Raw genomic sequence first — 17,499 nt, forward strand, 5'->3', positions numbered from 1 at the left:
CGGACCCGGTTTCGCCTCGCCGGACCTCAAAACCCGCCAGTTTGCCCGGGATCTAGGCCTTATAGACCTCGACCGTCTGCATCATGCCCATCTCCTCATGGTTCATCATGTGGCAGTGGAGCATGTAGACGCCGGTGAAATCCAGGAAGCGCGAGCGGAACACGACCTCGCCCCCCTTGCGCTCGACGATGACGGAATCCCGCCATTCCGGCACGGCCAGCGCCTTGCCGTTGACCGAGACCACCTGGAACGGATTGGTGTGGATGTGGAAGACGTGGTCGTCGTGGTCATGCGTGTTGACTATAGTCCACTCCTCGACCGCGCCGAGCTTGACCCGTTGGTCGATCCGGCCGGGATCGAACTTCTTGCCGTCGACGAAGAACTCGAATTCCTGCCAATGGCCGGCGGCATCGGCTTCCGGCGCGGTCGCGGACAACACCACCTTGCGGCGGTTGGTGATCTCGTTGTCCTTGATGCTCGCGAGCGGCGGCGCCGGCAGGGTGCCGGGCAGCTGCATCTCCATCGGCGCACCCGCCACCACGATCCGGGCCAGCGGCCCGACCGGTGACGGGTGGCCCTGATCATAAGGTGCGGCGCTGAAGGCGTAGGTGCCGGGGCTGCCGGCCTTGACCAGAATGTCCGCGCGCTGGCCGGGCGCGATCAGGAGCTGCTTCAGCTTCTGCACCGCGCCGAGCTGGATGCCGTCATAGGCGATCGCATGCAGATCGTGCCTCTCGAGGTCGAGCAGCATGTCATCCTGATAGGCGGCATTGAGGATGCGCCAGCGCTGCACTTCGCCGGGGCGCATCTCGATCACGGGGCGGCGCTGGCCGTTGATCGCAAGGAAGCGCGTCGCCGTCTCCGGAAACAGCGTCTCGAAATTCTCGATCATACCGCTGGCGTCATAGACCACCTGGGTCAGCACCAGCAGCCGCTCGCGCGCGGCCGTGATCTCGGGCACGCCGGCGAAATCGCCCTCGACGATGAGGGCGCCCACCATGCCGCTCGACATCTGGATGTCGGCGCTGCCGTGATGGTGCGGGTGATACCAATAGGTGCCGCTGGTATGGTCGGCCGGCAACGCGATCTCGATATTGTAGCTGTGACCCGGCGCCATCGAGCGCATGACATTGTCGGCGATCCCGCTCGGGCTCGCATGCGCGCCGTGGAAATGGAAATTGGTGTTGTTGAACTGATGCGGATGGCTGATGTCGGCGGGCAACCCGTCGCGGTTCGGCGGCAGATCGTTGATCAGCTTGATGCGCAGCGTCTCGCCGGGCTTCATCCGCAGGGTCGGGCCGGGACTGCCGCCTTCATAGGACCTGACATAGAGCCTGACGCCGCCGATCTGGCGGTAGGCGTAGGCGCAGCGCAAATTCGTGCTCAGCACGCCGTTGACCGACCGGCGCACCTCCGGCTCGACCAGCGGCTGGTCCATGGCCGGCGGCGGCGCTTCCGGCACCATGCCTATTGTCGGCGACATGTCGGCGGCGTGGGCCATGCCCGCGTGGTCGTGCATGGCATGCTGGGCCTTGGCGGTGCCTCCAATCAGCGACAATGCCCCGGCCGCGCCGAGCAACTGCCGCCGCGACAGCCTCGCCGTGCCCGCCACATTGCGCTCCGGAGAGCCGTCGTTCGGATCGTGCTGCATGCGTCTCCGCCCCTTGTGTCGCGAACCGTCTTATTCGATTCGACTGCAAATCAAGCGGGAAAACCATGCTTCTCAATCCGGGCACGTGCGAGAGCAAGGCGTCTTCATCGGATGGTAACGCGCCGCTGGTTTTGATTTCGCAGTGGCGAATCATGACAGCTTCAGGCCAGCGTTGGCGCGTACCCATTCCAGAGTTCCTGGCAGCGATGCCGTCAGCGTCGCGACCACCTGAAAACCTTGTACAAGGATGAGATCATGCGGCCTTCGCGACGCGAGTTCGTGAAGTGGTTGTCGGCGGGCGGCATTTCGGTCAGCCTGTCGCATCTCGCTGCGGCGGCAAACGCGCCCTTCGCGGCACACGAGACGCTGCCCGGACGCGGGCAATTCAATCCCGCGACTAAGGGCGCCGGCCGCGTCGACGGCGTCGCAAAGGTTACCGGCGCAAAACTCTACGCCTCCGACTTCCGCGCCAACGACCTGCCCGGCTGGCCGCAGACCACCTCGCATGCGATCCTGGTGCGCGCCAATGACGCCACCCACGTCTACACCGGCATGGACCTCGCCCGCCTCACCGGTCCGCTGAAGCCTTCGGTCGTCGTCACGGCTGATGATCTCGACCGCATCGGCACGCAGGTGCCGGAATTCTATGCCGGCGACCTGTTCTGCCCGCTCGGCAAGACGCCGCTCTATCTCGGACAGCCGGTCGCGCTGTTGATCTTCGAAAAGTTCGACGCCTTCGACCAGGCCCGCCTCGTCCTTCGCGACGGCACCTTCGTCAAGTTCGGTGAAGAAACCGGCCCCGTGATCGCGCCCGATTACGGCTCCTACCGCTTCACCCGTGTCGCAGACCCCTCGCCCGACAAGCCCGACATCTATTCGCCGATCCAGGCCGGCTGGGTTTCGCCCAAGAAGGTGCAGACCACAGCGCTGCCGGTGTGGTCGCCGCTCGCCAGGGAGATGCCGGCCGACTACGTCAAGGCGGCCAAGCTTGGCGATCAAATCCGCGCTGAGTTGGCCGCGGACGACGCTTCTCTGCTCGTGCTCGACCGCGAGTTCGAGACGCAATCGGTCGACCCGATGTTCCTGGAGCCGGAATGCGGGCTCGCCTGGTACAGCGGCAAGGAAGGCAATAAGGGCGGCAATCTCGAGCTGGTGCTCGGCGTGCAGTCGCCCTACGAGGCCGCGGAATCGCTGGCGCACCTGCTCGGCAAGGCCCACGCGCCCTACAAGCCGTCGCATATCAACGCGCAGTTCGCCCATGTCGGCGGCGGCTTTGGCGGCCGCGACCACACGCCGTTCATCCTCTACGTCGCGCTCGCTGCGATCTGTTTCCCCGGCAAGCCGGTGCGGCTGGCGCATGACCGCTACCAGCAATTCCAGGGCGGCATCAAACGCCACCCGATCAAGATGCGCTCGCGGATCGGTATCGATCGTTCGACCGGCCTGATCAAGGCGTTCGCCGCCGATCACATCCTCGACGGCGGCGGGCTGCAGAACTTCTCCGCCAATGTCGCGGTGGTGGCCGCGACAGGCGCGATCGGCATCTACGACATCCCCAAGGTCGACGTCACCACGATCGCGCTGCATTCGCGCGGCGTCACGGCCGGCTCGATGCGTGGCTATGGCACGCTGCAGACCATGACCGCGCTCGAAGCGCTGATCGATGAAGCGGCCTCCGAGCTGAAACTCGACCCGATCGAATTCCGCCGCCGCAATGCACTGAAGCAGAACGGCCGGACCATGACCGGAAATCCCTACATCGTCTCGGTGCGCACGCCGGAAATCCTCGACAAGCTCGAAAAGCATCCGATCTGGCAGCAGCGCGCGCAGCTCAGGCAAACCTCAGGTGATCGGCTGGTCGGCACCGGGGTTGCCTGCGTCACCAAGGACTACGGCTCCGGCGCGGACTGCTCGCTCGGCCGCGTCGAGCTCGGCGCCGACGGCAAGGTTTCGATTTTCTGCGACCATGTCGAGATGGGCAACGGCATCGGCACGGCGCTGGCCAATCGCGTCGCCCGCCATCTCGGCGCCATCGCCGACGAGGTTTCGGTTGCGCGCGTCGACAGCTACGACGTGCTCGGCCTCGTCACATCGGGCGATCCCTACACGATGGACCAAAAGACCCAGGACACGGCAGAGCGAAATCCGCGTTGGGTCCCCGCGATCTCCTCGGCGACATCGGCCTCGATCGGCGCCCATGTCGGCACGCATTCCGCCGCGGAAGCCGCCCGCGTGATCTTCCGCTTCGGCCTGTGGCCTGCGGCACTGGAGCTGTGGCGCATTCCAAAGACCGACGCCCGCGCAAAGCAATGGGCGAGCGCGAGCTGGCAACACGGCCAGCTCACGATGCCCGGCCTCGCGCCGCTGGCGCTGCCGACGCTTGCCGCAACCGCGCATGCGCACGGCTTCATCACCGGCGCGGTCGCGCACAGTTTTTCGCGCTGGGCCTGGTCGCGGGCGCGCTTCCCCCTGTTCGGCGAGCGATATCGCGCCGAGATCGATGCGCTCGCGATCCGCCGCGGCAACAACAAGTTCGAGCGGATCAATCGTGTCAGCGTCAAGTTCCCGCCAACCGACAATAACCGCATCGGCACCGCCTACACCTCGATGTGTGGCACCCTCGTCCGCGTCGAGATCGAGCGCGCCACGGGCGCGATCCGCATCGCGAAGGCCTACAGCGTGTTCGAATGTGGCACCGCGCTCGTGCCAGAGGTGGTGATGGGCCAATCCCATGGCGGCTTCGCCATGGGCGTCGGCTACGCGCTCCTCGAAACGCTCCCACCTTTCGAGGGCGGCCCCGGCAACGGCGAATGGAATCTCGGCCGCTACCTCGTCGCGCGCGGCTCCGATCTTCCCTTGCGCGATCTCGAGATCGAGATGCTGAAGCCGCTCACCCCTGACGAGGCCCCGAAGGGTATGGCGGAAGTCGTCATGATCCCGATCGTGCCGGCGCTGATCAATGCCATCCATGACGCCACCGGCCATCGTTTCCGCGCGCTGCCGGTGACTGCAAATCTCCTGAAGGGAGTGCTCGCGTGACGACCCTCAGCCTCACCATCAACGGCCAAAAACATGGCCCGATGGATGTCCGCGACGATCTCTCGATGAACGATTTCCTGCGCGAGATGCTCGGCATGACCGGCACCAAGTTCGGCTGCGGCGCCGCGCAATGCCTGAGCTGCGCCATCATCGTCGACGAGCCCGACGGCTCGAGCACCACCAGCCCGACCTGCGTCGCGCCGGCCGTGAATTTCAACGGCAAGTCGATCCGCACCGTCGAAGGACATGCGAAGGACGGCCAGCTCTCGGCCCTGCAACAAGCCTTCATCGATCACTTCGCCTTCCAATGCGGCTATTGCACCGCAGGCTTCCTCAATGAAGGTCAGGTGCTGCTCGAACGTCTCTCGCGCTCGCCGGTCGCCCGCGCGGCGCTGGAGCAGACCATCGCGGACGCGCTCGACGGTCACCTGTGCCGCTGCACCGGCTACATCAAATACCACGAGGCCGTGCGCGACGTGATCCTCGCCGATTCAGATCGCTATCTCGTCGCCGCCAAATGAGTGCGCCAGCGATGTCACACGTCAGGATCATGACTGTCATTGCGGCATTGACGAGCAGCCTTTGTGCAGGCTACGCCGCGTCGGATACGACGAGCCACGGCCTCGCCTCGCCTGAGAGCTTCGCGAACATCACAGACACCGAAGAGCGTTCGGCGGCGATCTTCACCGAACTCGGCAAGGTGCTGACGCATCCGCGCTGCACCAATTGCCATCCAGCCGGCGACAGCCCGCGCCAGGGCGACACGCCCCGCCTTCACCAGCCACCGGTCACACGCGGAGCCGACGGCCACGGCCTGGAGGCCATGCGCTGCAACACCTGCCACCAGAAGACCAATTTCGAACCTGGCCGCATGCCCGGTCATCCCGAATGGCACCTCGCCCCGCGCGAGATGGCCTGGGAAGGCAAGACTGTCGGTGAGATCTGCGAGCAGATCAGGGACCCCGCCCGCAACGGCGGCCGCAAGGTCGAAGCGCTGATCGACCACATCGGCAAGGACACCCTCGTCGGCTGGGCCTGGAAGCCCGGCTTCGGCCGCTCACCTGCCCCCGGCACGCAGGCACAGGCCGGCGCGCTGGTCGAGGCCTGGGTGAAGACCGGAGCGGCGTGTCCGACGCCGTGATGAGGCTGGTGCGGGCATTCTTGAATGCCGGCTTCCGGGGTTAAGACGGAAGTCGCCTCTCTTGCCGGCACCGATGGCTAATGACCCGACGCGGGTCTTTGCGTGACCATCATCACAGATCGGCGGCTTGCCTTCCGGCATGCTCTGACTAATTTGGACGGCATTGCATCAGGGGCAGCAATGGGCGTGATTCGACTGCTTGGTTTGACCTTTTGTTCCGTCTGGCTGGCTTGCGGGCCGGCGATGGCCGAACGGCGCGTGGCGCTGGTCATCGGCAATTCGGCCTACAAGAACGTGGCCCGGCTTACCAATCCGGCGAACGATGCCACCCTGGTCGGCAACATGTTCAAGAAAGCAGGATTCGACGCGGTCGACATCAAGCTTGACCTCAATGTCGCGGAGATGCGCAGGGCGCTGCGTGACTTCGGCGGCAAGACGAGGGATGCCGAGGTCGCGGTGATCTATTACGCCGGGCATGGCATCGAACTTGATGGCACCAACTACCTGATCCCCACGGACGCAACGCTGGAGACCGATAGCGACGTTCTCGACGAGACGATTGCTCTGGATCGCGCGCTGTTCGCGGTCGAACCCGCGAAGCAACTTCGCCTCATCATTCTCGATGCCTGCCGCGACAATCCGTTCGCCACGACGATGAAGCGCACGGTCGCTGCCCGCGCCATCGGGCGCGGCCTCGCCAAGATCGAGCCGACGAGCCCAAACACCATGATCGCTTTCGCAGCGAAGGCAGGGTCGACGGCGTCAGATGGCGACTCCAAAAACAGTCCGTTCGCGGCGGCCCTGGTCGAGCGCCTCCCCACGCCGGGGCTGGACCTGGGCAAGGCATTTCGCTTCGTCCGCGACGATGTCCTGAAGAAAACCGGCAACAAGCAGGAGCCCTATGTCTACGGTTCGCTCGGCGGCGATGATTTGGCGCTGATTCCCGCGAAGCCTGTGGCGGCGGCGCCGCAAGGGCCGCAAGCGAACTCGCAGGATGGAATCCGCAGGGACTATGAGCTTGCCCTGCAGACAGGAAACCGGGACGGATGGGAAGCATTCCTTCAGGCCTATCCCGACGGGTTCTATGCAGGCCTGGCTCGCGCGCAGTTGAAGAACGTCGCAGCCGAAGAGGCGCGAGCGGCTGCTGTCGCCAAGGCGCGCCAGGCTGAAGACGAAAAGGCGCGGCTCACGGCTGAGCGCGCGAACAAGGCCGAACAGGAGAAGGCGGCGGCCGCCGCCAAGGCTGCAGAGAACGTACGAATTGCAGCTGAGAAGACCAAGCAGGTCGAGGAGGCCAAGGCGGCGGCAGCCGAGCAGCGCAGGAAGGATGCCGAGGCCGCCGTAACCAAGAAGGTGTTGGCCGACAAGATCGAGAACGACAAGGCGGCTGCCGAGCTGGTTGCAAAACAACCAGCCGACAAGCCAGAGGGCGAGCAACAGGTCGCAGCAGTCGCCCCAACACAATCGCCGTCCAGTCTCTCGCCGCAGGAGACCGCTAAGCTGGTCCAGTCCGAACTCCGTCGCGTGGGATGTCTCATCGGAACATCGGACGGAGAGTGGAACGCGACGTCGCAGCGGTCGCTCACGCTATTCAATAAGCATGCCGGGACGAAGTTCGATACCAAACAGGCAAGCTTCGACGCCCTTGATGCGATCAAGGGCAAGCAGGGTCGTGTCTGCCCGTTGGTCTGCGACCACGGGTTCACGGCTGATGGCGACGCATGCGTGAAGATCGCTTGCCGCGCTGGCTATCGCGTCAACGACGATAACCGGTGCGAGAAGGTTCAGGACAAGAAGCCTGTTGCGACCCGTCAGGATGCCAAGCCGCGAGACGACGAGAGAAAGAAGGGCGAGGCCGCACCAGCGAAGCCTCAGGCCAAGGGCCAGATCTATTGCAACAGTACGGGCTGCCGTCCAGTTCGGTCGGGCTGTCGCCTTGAAAGCGTGGGCGGTCAGGCAGGGTATATGCGGAGTGGAGGCGGCGCCGGCATGGCTGTCGAAGTCTGCAACTGAGGAGTTCGCTTCTTACGGATATGGTGCGCCGATTTTCTGTGAAGCAGACGTATCCAGCACTTTGGTCAATGTCCGCTTGGTATTTCGGTATTACGTTGACAGTGCACTTGATCATCACCGTCAGACAGCACTTCGATCCGCGCCAGCCGGCGCTTAGGGCGGAGCGCGTTAAATTGAGTGCACTGTCACGTAATGCGGAACACGGGGCCCATCCAACGTTCATCCCGGGATCTGCATCACCCTTGCCGCCCTTTGGTAGATGCGCCTGAGATCGTCCACCAGATGAAATGCATCTTCGAACTGTCTGAAATTATAGGCGGGTTGGAGATGTCTGAGACGCGCCCATTCGGCGTCGGCCTCTTCCATTCGTCCCGCCGTCGCGAGCGTCAGGACCGCGATCGCGCGCGCGTGGATGTGAGCATTGGGTTGCTCGGCGCCGCGAAGGGCAAAGACGGCCGCCTCCTCGGTTTTTCCGAGCCGCAACAGACCGAAGGTCCGCGCGCCGAAGATCGCAAACAGCATCGGGTCCAGAGGGCTGAGAAGAGCTGCGGTGTCCGCGGCTTCGACAGCGCGCCCGGGGTCCCCGATCTGGCAATGGACCATTGCCAGGGAGTAATGAGCCGATGCGTAGCTCGGGCTTAAGCGCGTGGCCTGGTCAAGCGCGGTAATTGCACTCTCGTGGTCTCGTCGAAGCCACAGCGCTCGACCCATCGCCCAATGTGCGGCCGGATCGCTCGGGTCCACCTCTAGCCCCTGTCCAGCCGTGTCAAGAGCTGAAGCGATTTCCTGCTCTCTTTCGCGTGTCTTCAGGACGAAGGCATTCTGGAAGTGCGTAAAGGACAAGCCGGCGTAGCTTCGCGAGAAAGTCGGGTCGAGAGCGATTGCTCTGCTGAATAACCTCTGCGCATCGCGATTATTCTCGTTTGTAAATCGGTACATATTGGCGAGGCCACGATGATACGCCTGCCATGCATCGAGCGAGGTCGGCGGTATGAGGAGGGCCCGGTTGCGTTCAATGATGTGAATCTCCGCATCGAGACCTGCCACGATCTGCGAGGCCAATGGCTTCCCTGCGGAGAAAGCGTCGCCGATTTTGCAAGAAAGCTCGTTGGCCCAGAAGATACGTCCGCTTGCGGGCTCGATCAGCTCAATTGATGCGAGATACTCCGCTCCACGGCGCTCCAGGCGGCCGATCGCAACATATTGCGCGTTGACGCGGGCGGCCGCGACAGCTGGCAATTCACCGCTCAACGAACATGCGGTGCTCCGGGCGATGGTGCTGACGCTCCGCAGCTTGGCGATGCCGAAAATAATGTCGCTGGTAACGCTGCCGGCGTCTGCGACCTCCTCGGGTGTCGCCGCCGCGAACGGCATGACGAGGAGTATCGGCCGGCTCGTGCGCGCGACCTGCTGATGGCTCGTGGCATCGGGGCTGGAGCCTTGGCGGTTCGCCTTGGCAGGTTTGGCACGCTGTTGTTGCGCCGTCGCAAAAGCCGATCTGAGCGATGCCGGGTCAATGCCTTCGCTCTGAAACCGCTTGATGGACGCATCGATCTGCATCCTGGCTTCGGCATGGAGCGCGCTGTTCGTCAACGCGCGAACGAGCCCGACGTGAGCTGCTTCATCGAACGGCGCGACGTCGATGAGCTCCCGCAACACTTCAATGCGATCCTCGGGCGACAATATCGCGCCAAGGCGCTCCAGCAGCTGTTGGCGCATTTGACCAAAGCGGTGCCGCTGGCCCGCGAGCCAGTTTTCGAACGATGGCGCCCTTTCGACCGAGATGCCTTCAAGAAAGTCGCCACGGAATAGAGCTAGCAGCGACCGAAGGTCACCCGGCGATCCACTGGTCAGCGTCGTTTCGATTTGCCGCGCAACCCTGAGGGCGTCGACTTCGAGCGCATTGGCTTCGATCTGAACCTGCTTGCGATCGGCGATCAGCCGGATTGCTGCCGGACCGTCGACCAATGGCCGCAGCTTGGAAAGGCACCAGCGCAACTCGGCTCGCGGATCATCGGCGACATCCCAAAGCAGCTCGCACAGTTTTTCGCGGGAGATAGGCCGCGCCGCCATCGCGAGGTAGGCAAGGAGAGCGCGGACCTTGCGCGAAGGCGGCTGGGGCAGCGAGCTTCCATTCCGGATGACCTGCAACGGTCCCAACAAAAGCACGCGGTCCGCCGGCAGGCTCGCCATTTCCATGATCGCTCCAACGCTCGCTCCAACGATGGCGGCCTACAGCAGGAGGTCTTGGACATCGTGTGATAACTCGGGGACTAGCACAATTCGAGTCTCACGCGGAAGAGAACCGTCCAGCCTAATCGGCTATTTAGCGGCGATTTTGATAAGAGTCGTGCGATCTCGGGAGACGCAATCATGACATCCGCGGCATTCCCCTACAAAAAGCAGCGGTGCAAGATTCTTGGCCGTGAGATGGCATATGTGGAGGTGGGAAAAGGCGATCCCATCGTGTTGCTGCACGGCAATCCAACCTCGTCCTATCTGTGGCGTAACGTGTTGCCGCATCTGGAACCGCTGGGCGGCTGCATTGCGCCCGATCTGATCGGCATGGGCGACTCCGACAAGCTGCCTGACAGTGGGCCTGGTTCCTATCGGTTCGTTGAGCACCGCCGTTACCTCGGTGCCCTGCTCGAGGCGCTGAATGTGCACGAACGCGTTACTTTGGTCATCCACGACTGGGGTTCCACCCTCGGCTTCGACTGGGCCAACCATCATCGCGATGCCGTGAAAGGCATCGCCTATATGGAGGCGATGGTGGGCCGACAGTATTGGGACCATTGGGACAAATTCGGAATGCGGCCGGTCCTGGAGGCTTTGCGATCCGAAGCCGGTGAGCAGATGGTCCTGCAAGACAACTTCTTCATCGAGAAGATCTTGCCGGGGGCGATACTGCGCAAGCTCACTGACGCGGAGATGGCGGAGTACCGCCGGCCCTTCACCGAACCCGGCGAGGGCCGGCGGCCGACGCTGACGTTTCCTCGGGAAATCCCGATCGAAGGCGATCCCGCCGACGTTACGGCGGCCGTGGACGCCTATGCGGATTGGCTCGAGAGCAGCCATGTGCCGAAGCTGTTCTTGAAGGCCGAGCCCGGTGGAATCCTCGCGGAGGGCAAGGTTCTTGAACAGGCCCGAAGCTTTCCGGCACAAACCGAAGTGACGATCAAGGGAGTCCATTTTGTCCAGGAGGATTCGCCGGACGAAATCGGCAGAGCCATCGCAGCCTGGATGAAGAATCTGGGCTGACGGGCAGATCGACGGCCGAGCCTCATCGATCACAGACCCGACGGCGCGCGGTAATGACGAGCGAAGAGACAGTAACACCCGACAGGATGAACGCCTTCTCCGATGGCGTCTTCGCGGTGATCATCACGGAGTCATTAACGAGGATTATTTCTATGGTAGAATCCACAACCGCGCTGACGTTCGTACTCGTTCACGGAGCATGGGCGGACGGCTCGAGCTGGCGGAAGGTGATCGAAGCGCTTGAGGCCAACGGCGCAAAGGCGATAGCTGCTCCTATCCCGCTCACAAGCGTTTCAGACGACGTTCGCGCTCTGGATCGTTGCCTGGCAAGGGTCGAAGGGCCGATCGTCCTGGTCGCGCACGCCTATGCCGGCGCCGTGATCTCAGGTTCGAAGAACGAGCACGTCGAGGGCCTGGTCTTCGTCGCGGCCCTGGCACCCGACGAAGGCGAGACCGTCGGGGAAGTTTTCGGCCGCGGGAAGCCGCATCCGAAGGCTCCGCAACTGGCTCCTGACAGTGACGGCTTCATCTGGCTGCCGGAAAGCGCGTTTGCGGCGGCTTTCGCGCAGAACGCCAGCCCGAAGCAGAATGCACTGTTCGCCGCCGTGCAGCGGCCCATCCATGGGGCCTGCCTGCAGGAGAAGGCTGCAAAGCCGCTCTGGAAGACCTTGCCGTCCTGGTACCTCCTGGCGGAGCAGGATCGCATGATCAACCCCGAGACGCAGGATTTCATGGCGCAGCGAATGAAGGCCAGGATTCGGCGGCTGGATGTCGATCATACGCCGATAGCGACGGCCCCCGAGCGTGTGGTCGAATTGCTGCTCGAAGCCGAAAAAGCCGTCTCCGCCTGATTTGACTGATCGAACGCGAAACATAGGAGAGATCCGATGAGTCCCATCAGATACCGAGCAGTCGAGGTCGACGGCATCAAGGTGTTTTATCGCGAGGCGCCGAAGGTCGGTGCGCCGAAGCTGTTGCTCTTGCACGGATTTCCCACGTCAGGTCACATGTTCCGCGACCTGATGCCGCTGCTTGCCGACAAATTCCATCTCGTTGCGCCGGACCTTCCCGGCTTCGGGCTAACCGACATGCCGCCGCGGGAAAGCTTCAGTTACACGTTCGATAACATCGCGCGCGTGATCGATCGCTTCACGGAGATCATCGGGTTCGATCGGTTCGCACTTTACGTTTTCGACTACGGCGCGCCGACCGGTTTCCGAATGGCCGTTCGTCATCCCGATCGTATCACTGCGATCATATCGCAGAACGGTAACGCCTACGAAGAGGGTTTGAGTGACGGGTGGACCCCGATCCGGGCCTACTGGGAAGATACCTCGGAGGCAAACCGAAAAACACTTCGCGCTTTCCTCACGCCCGAAACGACAAGCTGGCAATACACGCACGGTGTACCCGATCCGACCAGCGTGTCACCAGACGGTCAGAACCTCGACAACTACTATCTGGCTCGTTCCGGCGCAGATGAAATCCAGCTCGACCTCTTTGGCGATTACAAGAGTAACGTCGCGCTCTACCCGTCATTCCAGCACTACTTCCGCACGCACAAGCCGCCGTTTTTGGCGGTGTGGGGCAAGAACGATCCGTTCTTCCTGCCGCCGGGCGCAGAAGCGTTCAAGCGCGACATTCCAGATGCCGAGGTCCACTTCTTCGACACCGGCCACTTCGCGCTGGAGACGCACTGCGCCGAAATCGCAAAGGTCATAGGCGATTTCCTGGAAGAAGCGCGAACAACTAGCAACAAGTGAGGATATCTCGAATGTCGAAGTCTGTTGCCATTATTACTGGTGCCAGCCAGGGTATCGGCCGTGCCACCGCAATACGCCTTGCCCGTGATTTCTCGGAGCTCGTGCTGGTCGCGCGCAATCGCGCCAATCTGGACGAGACGGCGGAGGCAGTGAAGGCCGCCGGCGCAAAACCGCTGGTTATCAACGCAGACCTGGCCGATCCCGCCGCGGCACAGGCGGTCGCCGACCAAGCGCTCACGGCATTCGGCCGGATCGATGCCCTGGTCAACATCGCGGGGGCGGTACCGCAGATCGACCTGTTTGAGATGACCGATGCGCAGTGGGAGGGCGCTCTCGCGCTGAAGCTCCACGGCGCACGCCGCCTCACGATCGCCGCCTGGACGGCGTTGAAGGCGGCGCGGGGCTCGGTCGTGCTGATGTCTGGGAATTCCGCCCTCTTTCCGAAAGCGCCTTACGCTGCGGTTGGGACCATCAATGCTGCCATTGTCGCACTGGCAAAAGCATTCTCCGACCGCGGTATCGCCGATGGCGTGCAAGTCAACAGCGTACTGCCGGGACCAGTGATGACGGGACGTCGCCGTTCCTATCTTCAGCACTGGGCCCCGCTGCACAACATGACGGTCGAGGAGGCAACGGCAAACTTTCCGAAGGAAGCCGGTATCGCTCGCTATGGAGAGCCCGAGGAGATTGCCGAGTTGATGGCGTTCCTCGTGTCACCCGGCGCCCGCTGGATGACCGGCTCGACGCTGCGCATGGACGGCGGCGAGGTCAAATCGATCTGATGACCTAGAGGCCCTGTCGGCCAGACAAACAGATGCTGTCACATGCCAGCAGCAAAGCGGACGCGACGATTTTATGAGGGAACGCCCGTTCCGGCATCATGTCGAAGAGAACATTTCGACGAACGCCCTGATCGTGCTGGAGACCTTGTCTTCGGAGACATGCCAGGCGGCCCCATCGTCTGCCGCGTAATAATCGCCGGCATTCGAGCCTGCCCATCGGAAAACTTCGAACGATGGCCAGTAGAGGATGTTCGAGATGTTCGACTGGTTCACCACCTCATGCGCAACCAGCCGCATGGTGCTCTTCGACAGGCAGTCGGCCTGGACCGCCGACTCGAATTCAAAGGACGCCTGCAATGGCACCGGTGAGACCGTGACGACGATCTTGATCCCGGGCGAGATGCTCCTGATGAAATCGAGCAGGTAGAGGACGTTGTCGACATTTTCTTTGACGCTCGTGGTCCGGAACAGATATTTTCCGCAAGCGCCCTCGAATTCAGGGCGGTCGGCCGCGGCAGGACGAAGCTGCCGGTGTCCCTGTCGAAGAAGGCCGGGGCGACACCGAGCGTCAGGATGAACACATCGCTGCTCTTGATGACCTGAAGCGTGTTTTCCTTGCTCCAGCCCGGCGGCAGCAGTTCAACGAACCTGCGCTGAATGGCTTCATCGATGTCGGCGTCGCGAAGCCAATCGACGAACACTCGGTTGGCGAACGTCGTGTTGATATATTCCGAAATCTCCATGTGGTGGCTGGTGTAGCCGCTGTCGATCAGGTTTTTGGATAGATTCCTGGCGAAGCACGATCCCATCGTGAAGAACCGCGTGGCCTTTTCGATGAACTTCGGCGCGCTGTTCAGATTGACGGCAATATGATTGCGGATCAGCTTGCGAAGATCTCCGGTGAAGTCGTGCGTCTCCGGATAACGTCCTACCTTCCTGGTGTTGTCAGCGGTATCCGACGTGGCTCTGCCCAGTTGCGATTTGGCGAATTTCAGCGTCTCCTTATTCGTCTCGGTATCGAACCCCCGGGGATCGAGCGCCATCGCCTTTTCAAGACTGGCAATCGACTCTTCGAAGGCGTTACACCGCGTCAGAACTTCGCTGAGATGAAAGTGATCGTCGGCGCGATTTGACGCGTGGGCCAGCTTGCGAAGCAGTTCGATGGCTCTGGCGTTGGGCCCGATATTGCTGCACCTCAAGGCCGCGCCCCTGATGAGGTTCAGATTATCCTCGGTCGGACTGTCGTAGATCCCGGGATTGTCGTCCAGAATCGACAACAGCAGATCGCGCGCCTCGGCGTGCTTCTTGTGGGTGCCGTCCTCGATGAGATGCGCGTAGATGAAGCGCGCGTTGACATCCCTGCTGTCGAGCTGAAGCAGCTTCCTGAACGTCAATTGCGCGCTGATGTAGTCCTTGTCTTCGATATATTTGTTGCCGAGCTCGGTGAGCTGGCCAATCAAAATCTCGAGCTTGCTGGCCGTATTGGGTTTCGCGTTCTTGGACAAATTGCGCCCTTGTTTCCCGATGGCATGCCTTGATGGGCCGCGGACGCAGATACAAGCGCAAGTAGAACGATTCGAATGGCCCCTTCACAAGGTGTTAGCAGGCATCGATTTGTGTAAAGGAAGCATTAACCAAACTTGGTGGGCATGACGCTTCCGTTCCCAAGACCGACCTGCGGATATGCCCGCTTCAGGTTGGCCTCGAACGGCAAGGCGGCCCCAACGAACTTACGAGCACACACCCTACGCCCGTCGCATCAGCTTGAGCGATGCCGCCAGCCGCAGGCTGCGCTTGCCGGCGAGCGCGATGCCTTCGAGCTCGCCGCTCTCAGCCGTGCAGGTCCCGGAGAAGCCGATCCCGACCTCGTAGCCGCCGAACACGGGATTGTCGCCCTTCGCCGGCGTGTGCTCCTGGTTGAGCATCTCGCCCTTCCAGCGGCCGTCGGCCGAAGAGTACGAGCCGAGATAGTAGAAGAACGCATCGCCGCCGAGGATGCGGCCGTCGATCAGCAGCATCACGCCCGAGAGGCCGGCATCGACGCCGTCGAGCGCGCGCAGGCTTACCCCGTAGAGACCGTTGACGATGCCGCCCTCTCCGATCGTGCCGCGCGGCGGCAGCGCCTCATCATCGTCGAGCCGCGTGAGATTGGCCCAGAAATGACCGCCCGGCATCGTGTCCGCGCTGCCCTCGAGACGGATCCGATTGCCGATCAACCGGCCGCGCGCGCCGATCGCGGCGACATCGGCGCCCATCAGCGGCTTGAAATGCGGATCGTCATTGTGCCGCTCGGTGATGACTTCGGCGATGATCTCGCCGTCACGCTGGACATAGGTTCCAAGATGCGCGAAAGCGGAATTGCCGCCCAGCATCTTGCCGTCATGCAGGCACATGATGCTGCGGCCGACGGCATCGTTGATGCCGTAGTCGACCTTGTAAAGCCCGTCGAGCAAAGTCATGAACCCGCAAAATCAATGAGAAACGCGGGCTACCTAGCACTGTCGCCGTACCGATACCATCCGGCTTATCCGCACAGGGGCCGTGCGCGGAGCCGATCGTGCCATGATGCCAGCATGCACCTGTTTTGCCCGACGGGTCAAGTAAATTTCGCAAAATCCGCATTTGGCGACTTCGCGGCCGGTGGCCTTGAATTTCAACCACTTGGCTACTGTGCATGGGGTTGTTTTCGCCTGTCGAACCCGCAAGTGCCCACGCGCGACCAAGCGGCATGGACCAGATTGAACCTTCAGCCGACGAGGCGATCGCGGTCTTCATCGCCAGCGCGGCGAAGCAGCCCCTGCTCGATGCCGCCTTCGAACTCTGGCGCTTGCGCTACCGGCTGGATTCGATCGCGGGCCGCCCGACCGCCGAAGAGGTGCGGATCAATTGCACCCTGACGCCGGAGCAGCTGACTGCGAAATATCGCTACGACCGCGACCACGCCCATGAAGGGCCGAGATGACGACGCGATCAGGCAGGCGATCGTGACCGCCGTCAAATTCGAGGACGTGACCTTCAAGCATTTCAACTGGAATGGCGACTTCTGGGACTGCGTGGTGCGCGCGGTGGCGCAGGCTGCCAGGCAATATCCGGATTTTATCGAGACGACCTATCGCGACGCCCGCAACAATCTCGCTTACTACGAAGTAGCTGCTAAGGCTCGAGTCCCGACTGGCGCAGGACGGGCACGACCTCCGGCGACGCCAGATAGCGCAGCAACGCCTCGGCTGCTTCGGCCTGTTTCGCATTCACCATGCGGCCAGCGGAGAACACGGCCGGCGTCTGCAAATCATGCGGGACCGGACCGATCACCTCGATGCCCGCGACCTGTTTCAGCTCGCTGATCTGCTGCACGGCCAGGTCAGCCTCGCCGCCGACGAGCCGCTCGGCCGTAAAGCCCTGCTCGACGATGGTGGCCTTGGCGTTGATCTCGGCCGCGATGCCCATGCGCACGATCAGCTGGGCGAAGTACACACCGCTTGCGCCCAGCCGCGAGTAGGCAACGGATCGCGCCGCAAGCAGCGTCTTGCGCAGCGCAGTCTCGCTGGCGATGTCGGGATGGGCCGCGCCTTTCCGCACGGCAAGGCCGACATAGGAGCGCGCCAAATCGGCTGCGCTGTCTGCGGTCACCCGGCCCTCGCCGATCATTTCGTCGAGCCCTTCGCGCGTGAGGATCACGAGGTCAGCGGACTCGCCGGCACGCAAGCGCTTGAGCAGCGCCAAGGTCGGCGCGAAATCGGCATCAACGTGAATGCCATGCGCCGCCTCGAAGGCGGACGACAGGCTGCGCATCGCGCCCATCAGGCCGAGCGTCGAGAGCATGCGAACTTTTTCCATCGGCGATTTCCC

The 17,499-nt window shown here is 62.7% G+C and carries 15 protein-coding genes; 10 read left to right on the forward strand and 5 right to left on the reverse strand.

What is annotated here, in order from left to right:
* Positions 1 to 52: 52 nt before the first annotated feature.
* Positions 53 to 1,651 (reverse strand): multicopper oxidase family protein, encoded by a 1,599-nt coding sequence (locus tag ABIA96_RS09070; protein ID WP_354136701.1) that lies wholly within the window; start codon positions 1,649 to 1,651, stop codon positions 53 to 55.
* Positions 1,652 to 1,906: 255 nt separating this feature from the next.
* On the opposite strand from ABIA96_RS09070, the gene ABIA96_RS09075 reads away from it, so the two are divergent.
* The 4 genes from ABIA96_RS09075 (at position 1,907) to ABIA96_RS09090 (ending at position 7,844) form a co-directional block, all read left to right on the forward strand.
* Positions 1,907 to 4,690: a xanthine dehydrogenase family protein molybdopterin-binding subunit gene (locus tag ABIA96_RS09075; protein ID WP_354136702.1), complete on the forward strand. Its 2,784-nt coding sequence runs from the start codon at positions 1,907 to 1,909 to the stop codon at positions 4,688 to 4,690.
* Complete coding sequence (locus ABIA96_RS09080; protein ID WP_354136703.1) at positions 4,687 to 5,211, forward strand: (2Fe-2S)-binding protein; 525 nt, start codon at positions 4,687 to 4,689, stop codon at positions 5,209 to 5,211. The genes ABIA96_RS09075 and ABIA96_RS09080 overlap by 4 nt, the downstream gene beginning before the upstream one ends.
* A gap of 29 nt (positions 5,212 to 5,240) precedes the next feature.
* Complete coding sequence (locus ABIA96_RS09085; RefSeq protein WP_502918809.1) at positions 5,241 to 5,831, forward strand: Isoquinoline 1-oxidoreductase subunit; 591 nt, start codon at positions 5,241 to 5,243, stop codon at positions 5,829 to 5,831.
* A 180-nt stretch (positions 5,832 to 6,011) separates the two neighbouring features.
* Entirely contained in the window at positions 6,012 to 7,844 is a 1,833-nt protein-coding gene (locus ABIA96_RS09090; RefSeq protein WP_354136705.1) for a caspase family protein, read from the forward strand.
* 219 nt (positions 7,845 to 8,063) lie between these two features.
* Here the strand turns inward: ABIA96_RS09090 and ABIA96_RS09095 are convergent, their stop codons facing one another.
* Entirely contained in the window at positions 8,064 to 10,043 is a 1,980-nt protein-coding gene (locus tag ABIA96_RS09095) for an AfsR/SARP family transcriptional regulator (protein ID WP_354136706.1), read from the reverse strand.
* A 174-nt stretch (positions 10,044 to 10,217) separates the two neighbouring features.
* On the opposite strand from ABIA96_RS09095, the gene ABIA96_RS09100 reads away from it, so the two are divergent.
* From ABIA96_RS09100 to ABIA96_RS09115, 4 genes are all read left to right on the forward strand, one after another.
* Positions 10,218 to 11,105 carry a haloalkane dehalogenase gene (locus tag ABIA96_RS09100; protein ID WP_354136707.1) on the forward strand — a complete coding sequence of 296 codons (888 nt, stop codon included), beginning with the start codon at positions 10,218 to 10,220 and terminating at the stop codon, positions 11,103 to 11,105.
* Between the two features lie 152 nt (positions 11,106 to 11,257).
* Complete coding sequence (locus ABIA96_RS09105; RefSeq protein ID WP_354136708.1) at positions 11,258 to 11,956, forward strand: alpha/beta hydrolase; 699 nt, start codon at positions 11,258 to 11,260, stop codon at positions 11,954 to 11,956.
* A 36-nt stretch (positions 11,957 to 11,992) separates the two neighbouring features.
* The gene (locus tag ABIA96_RS09110) at positions 11,993 to 12,868 is read left to right on the forward strand and encodes an alpha/beta fold hydrolase (protein WP_354136709.1); all 876 of its coding nucleotides are present in this window, start codon (positions 11,993 to 11,995) and stop codon (positions 12,866 to 12,868) included.
* 11 nt (positions 12,869 to 12,879) lie between these two features.
* The gene (locus ABIA96_RS09115; protein WP_354136710.1) at positions 12,880 to 13,650 is read left to right on the forward strand and encodes an SDR family oxidoreductase; all 771 of its coding nucleotides are present in this window, start codon (positions 12,880 to 12,882) and stop codon (positions 13,648 to 13,650) included.
* Between the two features lie 96 nt (positions 13,651 to 13,746).
* Here the strand turns inward: ABIA96_RS09115 and ABIA96_RS09120 are convergent, their stop codons facing one another.
* Positions 13,747 to 14,274, reverse strand: a complete 528-nt coding sequence (locus ABIA96_RS09120; RefSeq protein ID WP_354137119.1) for a GSCFA domain-containing protein — start codon at positions 14,272 to 14,274, stop codon at positions 13,747 to 13,749.
* 683 nt (positions 14,275 to 14,957) lie between these two features.
* Here ABIA96_RS09120 and ABIA96_RS09125 point away from each other — a divergent pair.
* Positions 14,958 to 15,188, forward strand: coding sequence for a hypothetical protein (locus ABIA96_RS09125; RefSeq protein ID WP_354136711.1), 231 nt, complete (start codon positions 14,958 to 14,960; stop codon positions 15,186 to 15,188).
* 207 nt (positions 15,189 to 15,395) lie between these two features.
* On the opposite strand, the gene ABIA96_RS09130 is transcribed toward ABIA96_RS09125, so the two are convergent.
* The gene (locus tag ABIA96_RS09130) at positions 15,396 to 16,103 is read right to left on the reverse strand and encodes a GrlR family regulatory protein (RefSeq protein WP_354137120.1); all 708 of its coding nucleotides are present in this window, start codon (positions 16,101 to 16,103) and stop codon (positions 15,396 to 15,398) included.
* Between the two features lie 275 nt (positions 16,104 to 16,378).
* Between ABIA96_RS09130 and ABIA96_RS09135 the strand changes: the two genes are divergently transcribed.
* Positions 16,379 to 16,612 carry a hypothetical protein gene (locus ABIA96_RS09135; protein ID WP_354136712.1) on the forward strand — a complete coding sequence of 78 codons (234 nt, stop codon included), beginning with the start codon at positions 16,379 to 16,381 and terminating at the stop codon, positions 16,610 to 16,612.
* A gap of 191 nt (positions 16,613 to 16,803) precedes the next feature.
* Here ABIA96_RS09135 and ABIA96_RS09140 read toward each other — a convergent pair whose 3' ends face one another.
* A complete protein-coding gene (locus ABIA96_RS09140) occupies positions 16,804 to 17,487 on the reverse strand; it encodes a substrate-binding domain-containing protein (protein ID WP_354136713.1) in 684 nt (227 codons plus the stop codon).
* Positions 17,488 to 17,499: the final 12 nt, after the last annotated feature.

This window comes from Bradyrhizobium sp. LB11.1 (assembly GCF_040549385.1).
Lineage (GTDB): Bacteria > Pseudomonadota > Alphaproteobacteria > Rhizobiales > Xanthobacteraceae > Bradyrhizobium.

Bases quoted from the DNA above. Each gene is read 5' to 3' on its own strand.
- ABIA96_RS09115 (WP_354136710.1), top strand. From the start codon at position 12,880: ATGTCGAAGTCTGTTGCCATTATTACTGGTGCCAGCCAGGGTATCGGC.
- ABIA96_RS09100 (WP_354136707.1), top strand. From the start codon at position 10,218: ATGACATCCGCGGCATTCCCCTACAAAAAGCAGCGGTGCAAGATTCTT.
- ABIA96_RS09090 (WP_354136705.1), top strand. From the start codon at position 6,012: ATGGGCGTGATTCGACTGCTTGGTTTGACCTTTTGTTCCGTCTGGCTG.
- ABIA96_RS09070 (WP_354136701.1), bottom strand. From the start codon at position 1,651: ATGCAGCACGATCCGAACGACGGCTCTCCGGAGCGCAATGTGGCGGGC.
- ABIA96_RS09110 (WP_354136709.1), top strand. From the start codon at position 11,993: ATGAGTCCCATCAGATACCGAGCAGTCGAGGTCGACGGCATCAAGGTG.
- ABIA96_RS09140 (WP_354136713.1), bottom strand. From the start codon at position 17,487: ATGGAAAAAGTTCGCATGCTCTCGACGCTCGGCCTGATGGGCGCGATG.
- ABIA96_RS09105 (WP_354136708.1), top strand. From the start codon at position 11,258: ATGGTAGAATCCACAACCGCGCTGACGTTCGTACTCGTTCACGGAGCA.
- ABIA96_RS09135 (WP_354136712.1), top strand. From the start codon at position 16,379: ATGGACCAGATTGAACCTTCAGCCGACGAGGCGATCGCGGTCTTCATC.
- ABIA96_RS09095 (WP_354136706.1), bottom strand. From the start codon at position 10,043: ATGGAAATGGCGAGCCTGCCGGCGGACCGCGTGCTTTTGTTGGGACCG.
- ABIA96_RS09075 (WP_354136702.1), top strand. From the start codon at position 1,907: ATGCGGCCTTCGCGACGCGAGTTCGTGAAGTGGTTGTCGGCGGGCGGC.
- ABIA96_RS09085 (WP_502918809.1), top strand. From the start codon at position 5,241: ATGACTGTCATTGCGGCATTGACGAGCAGCCTTTGTGCAGGCTACGCC.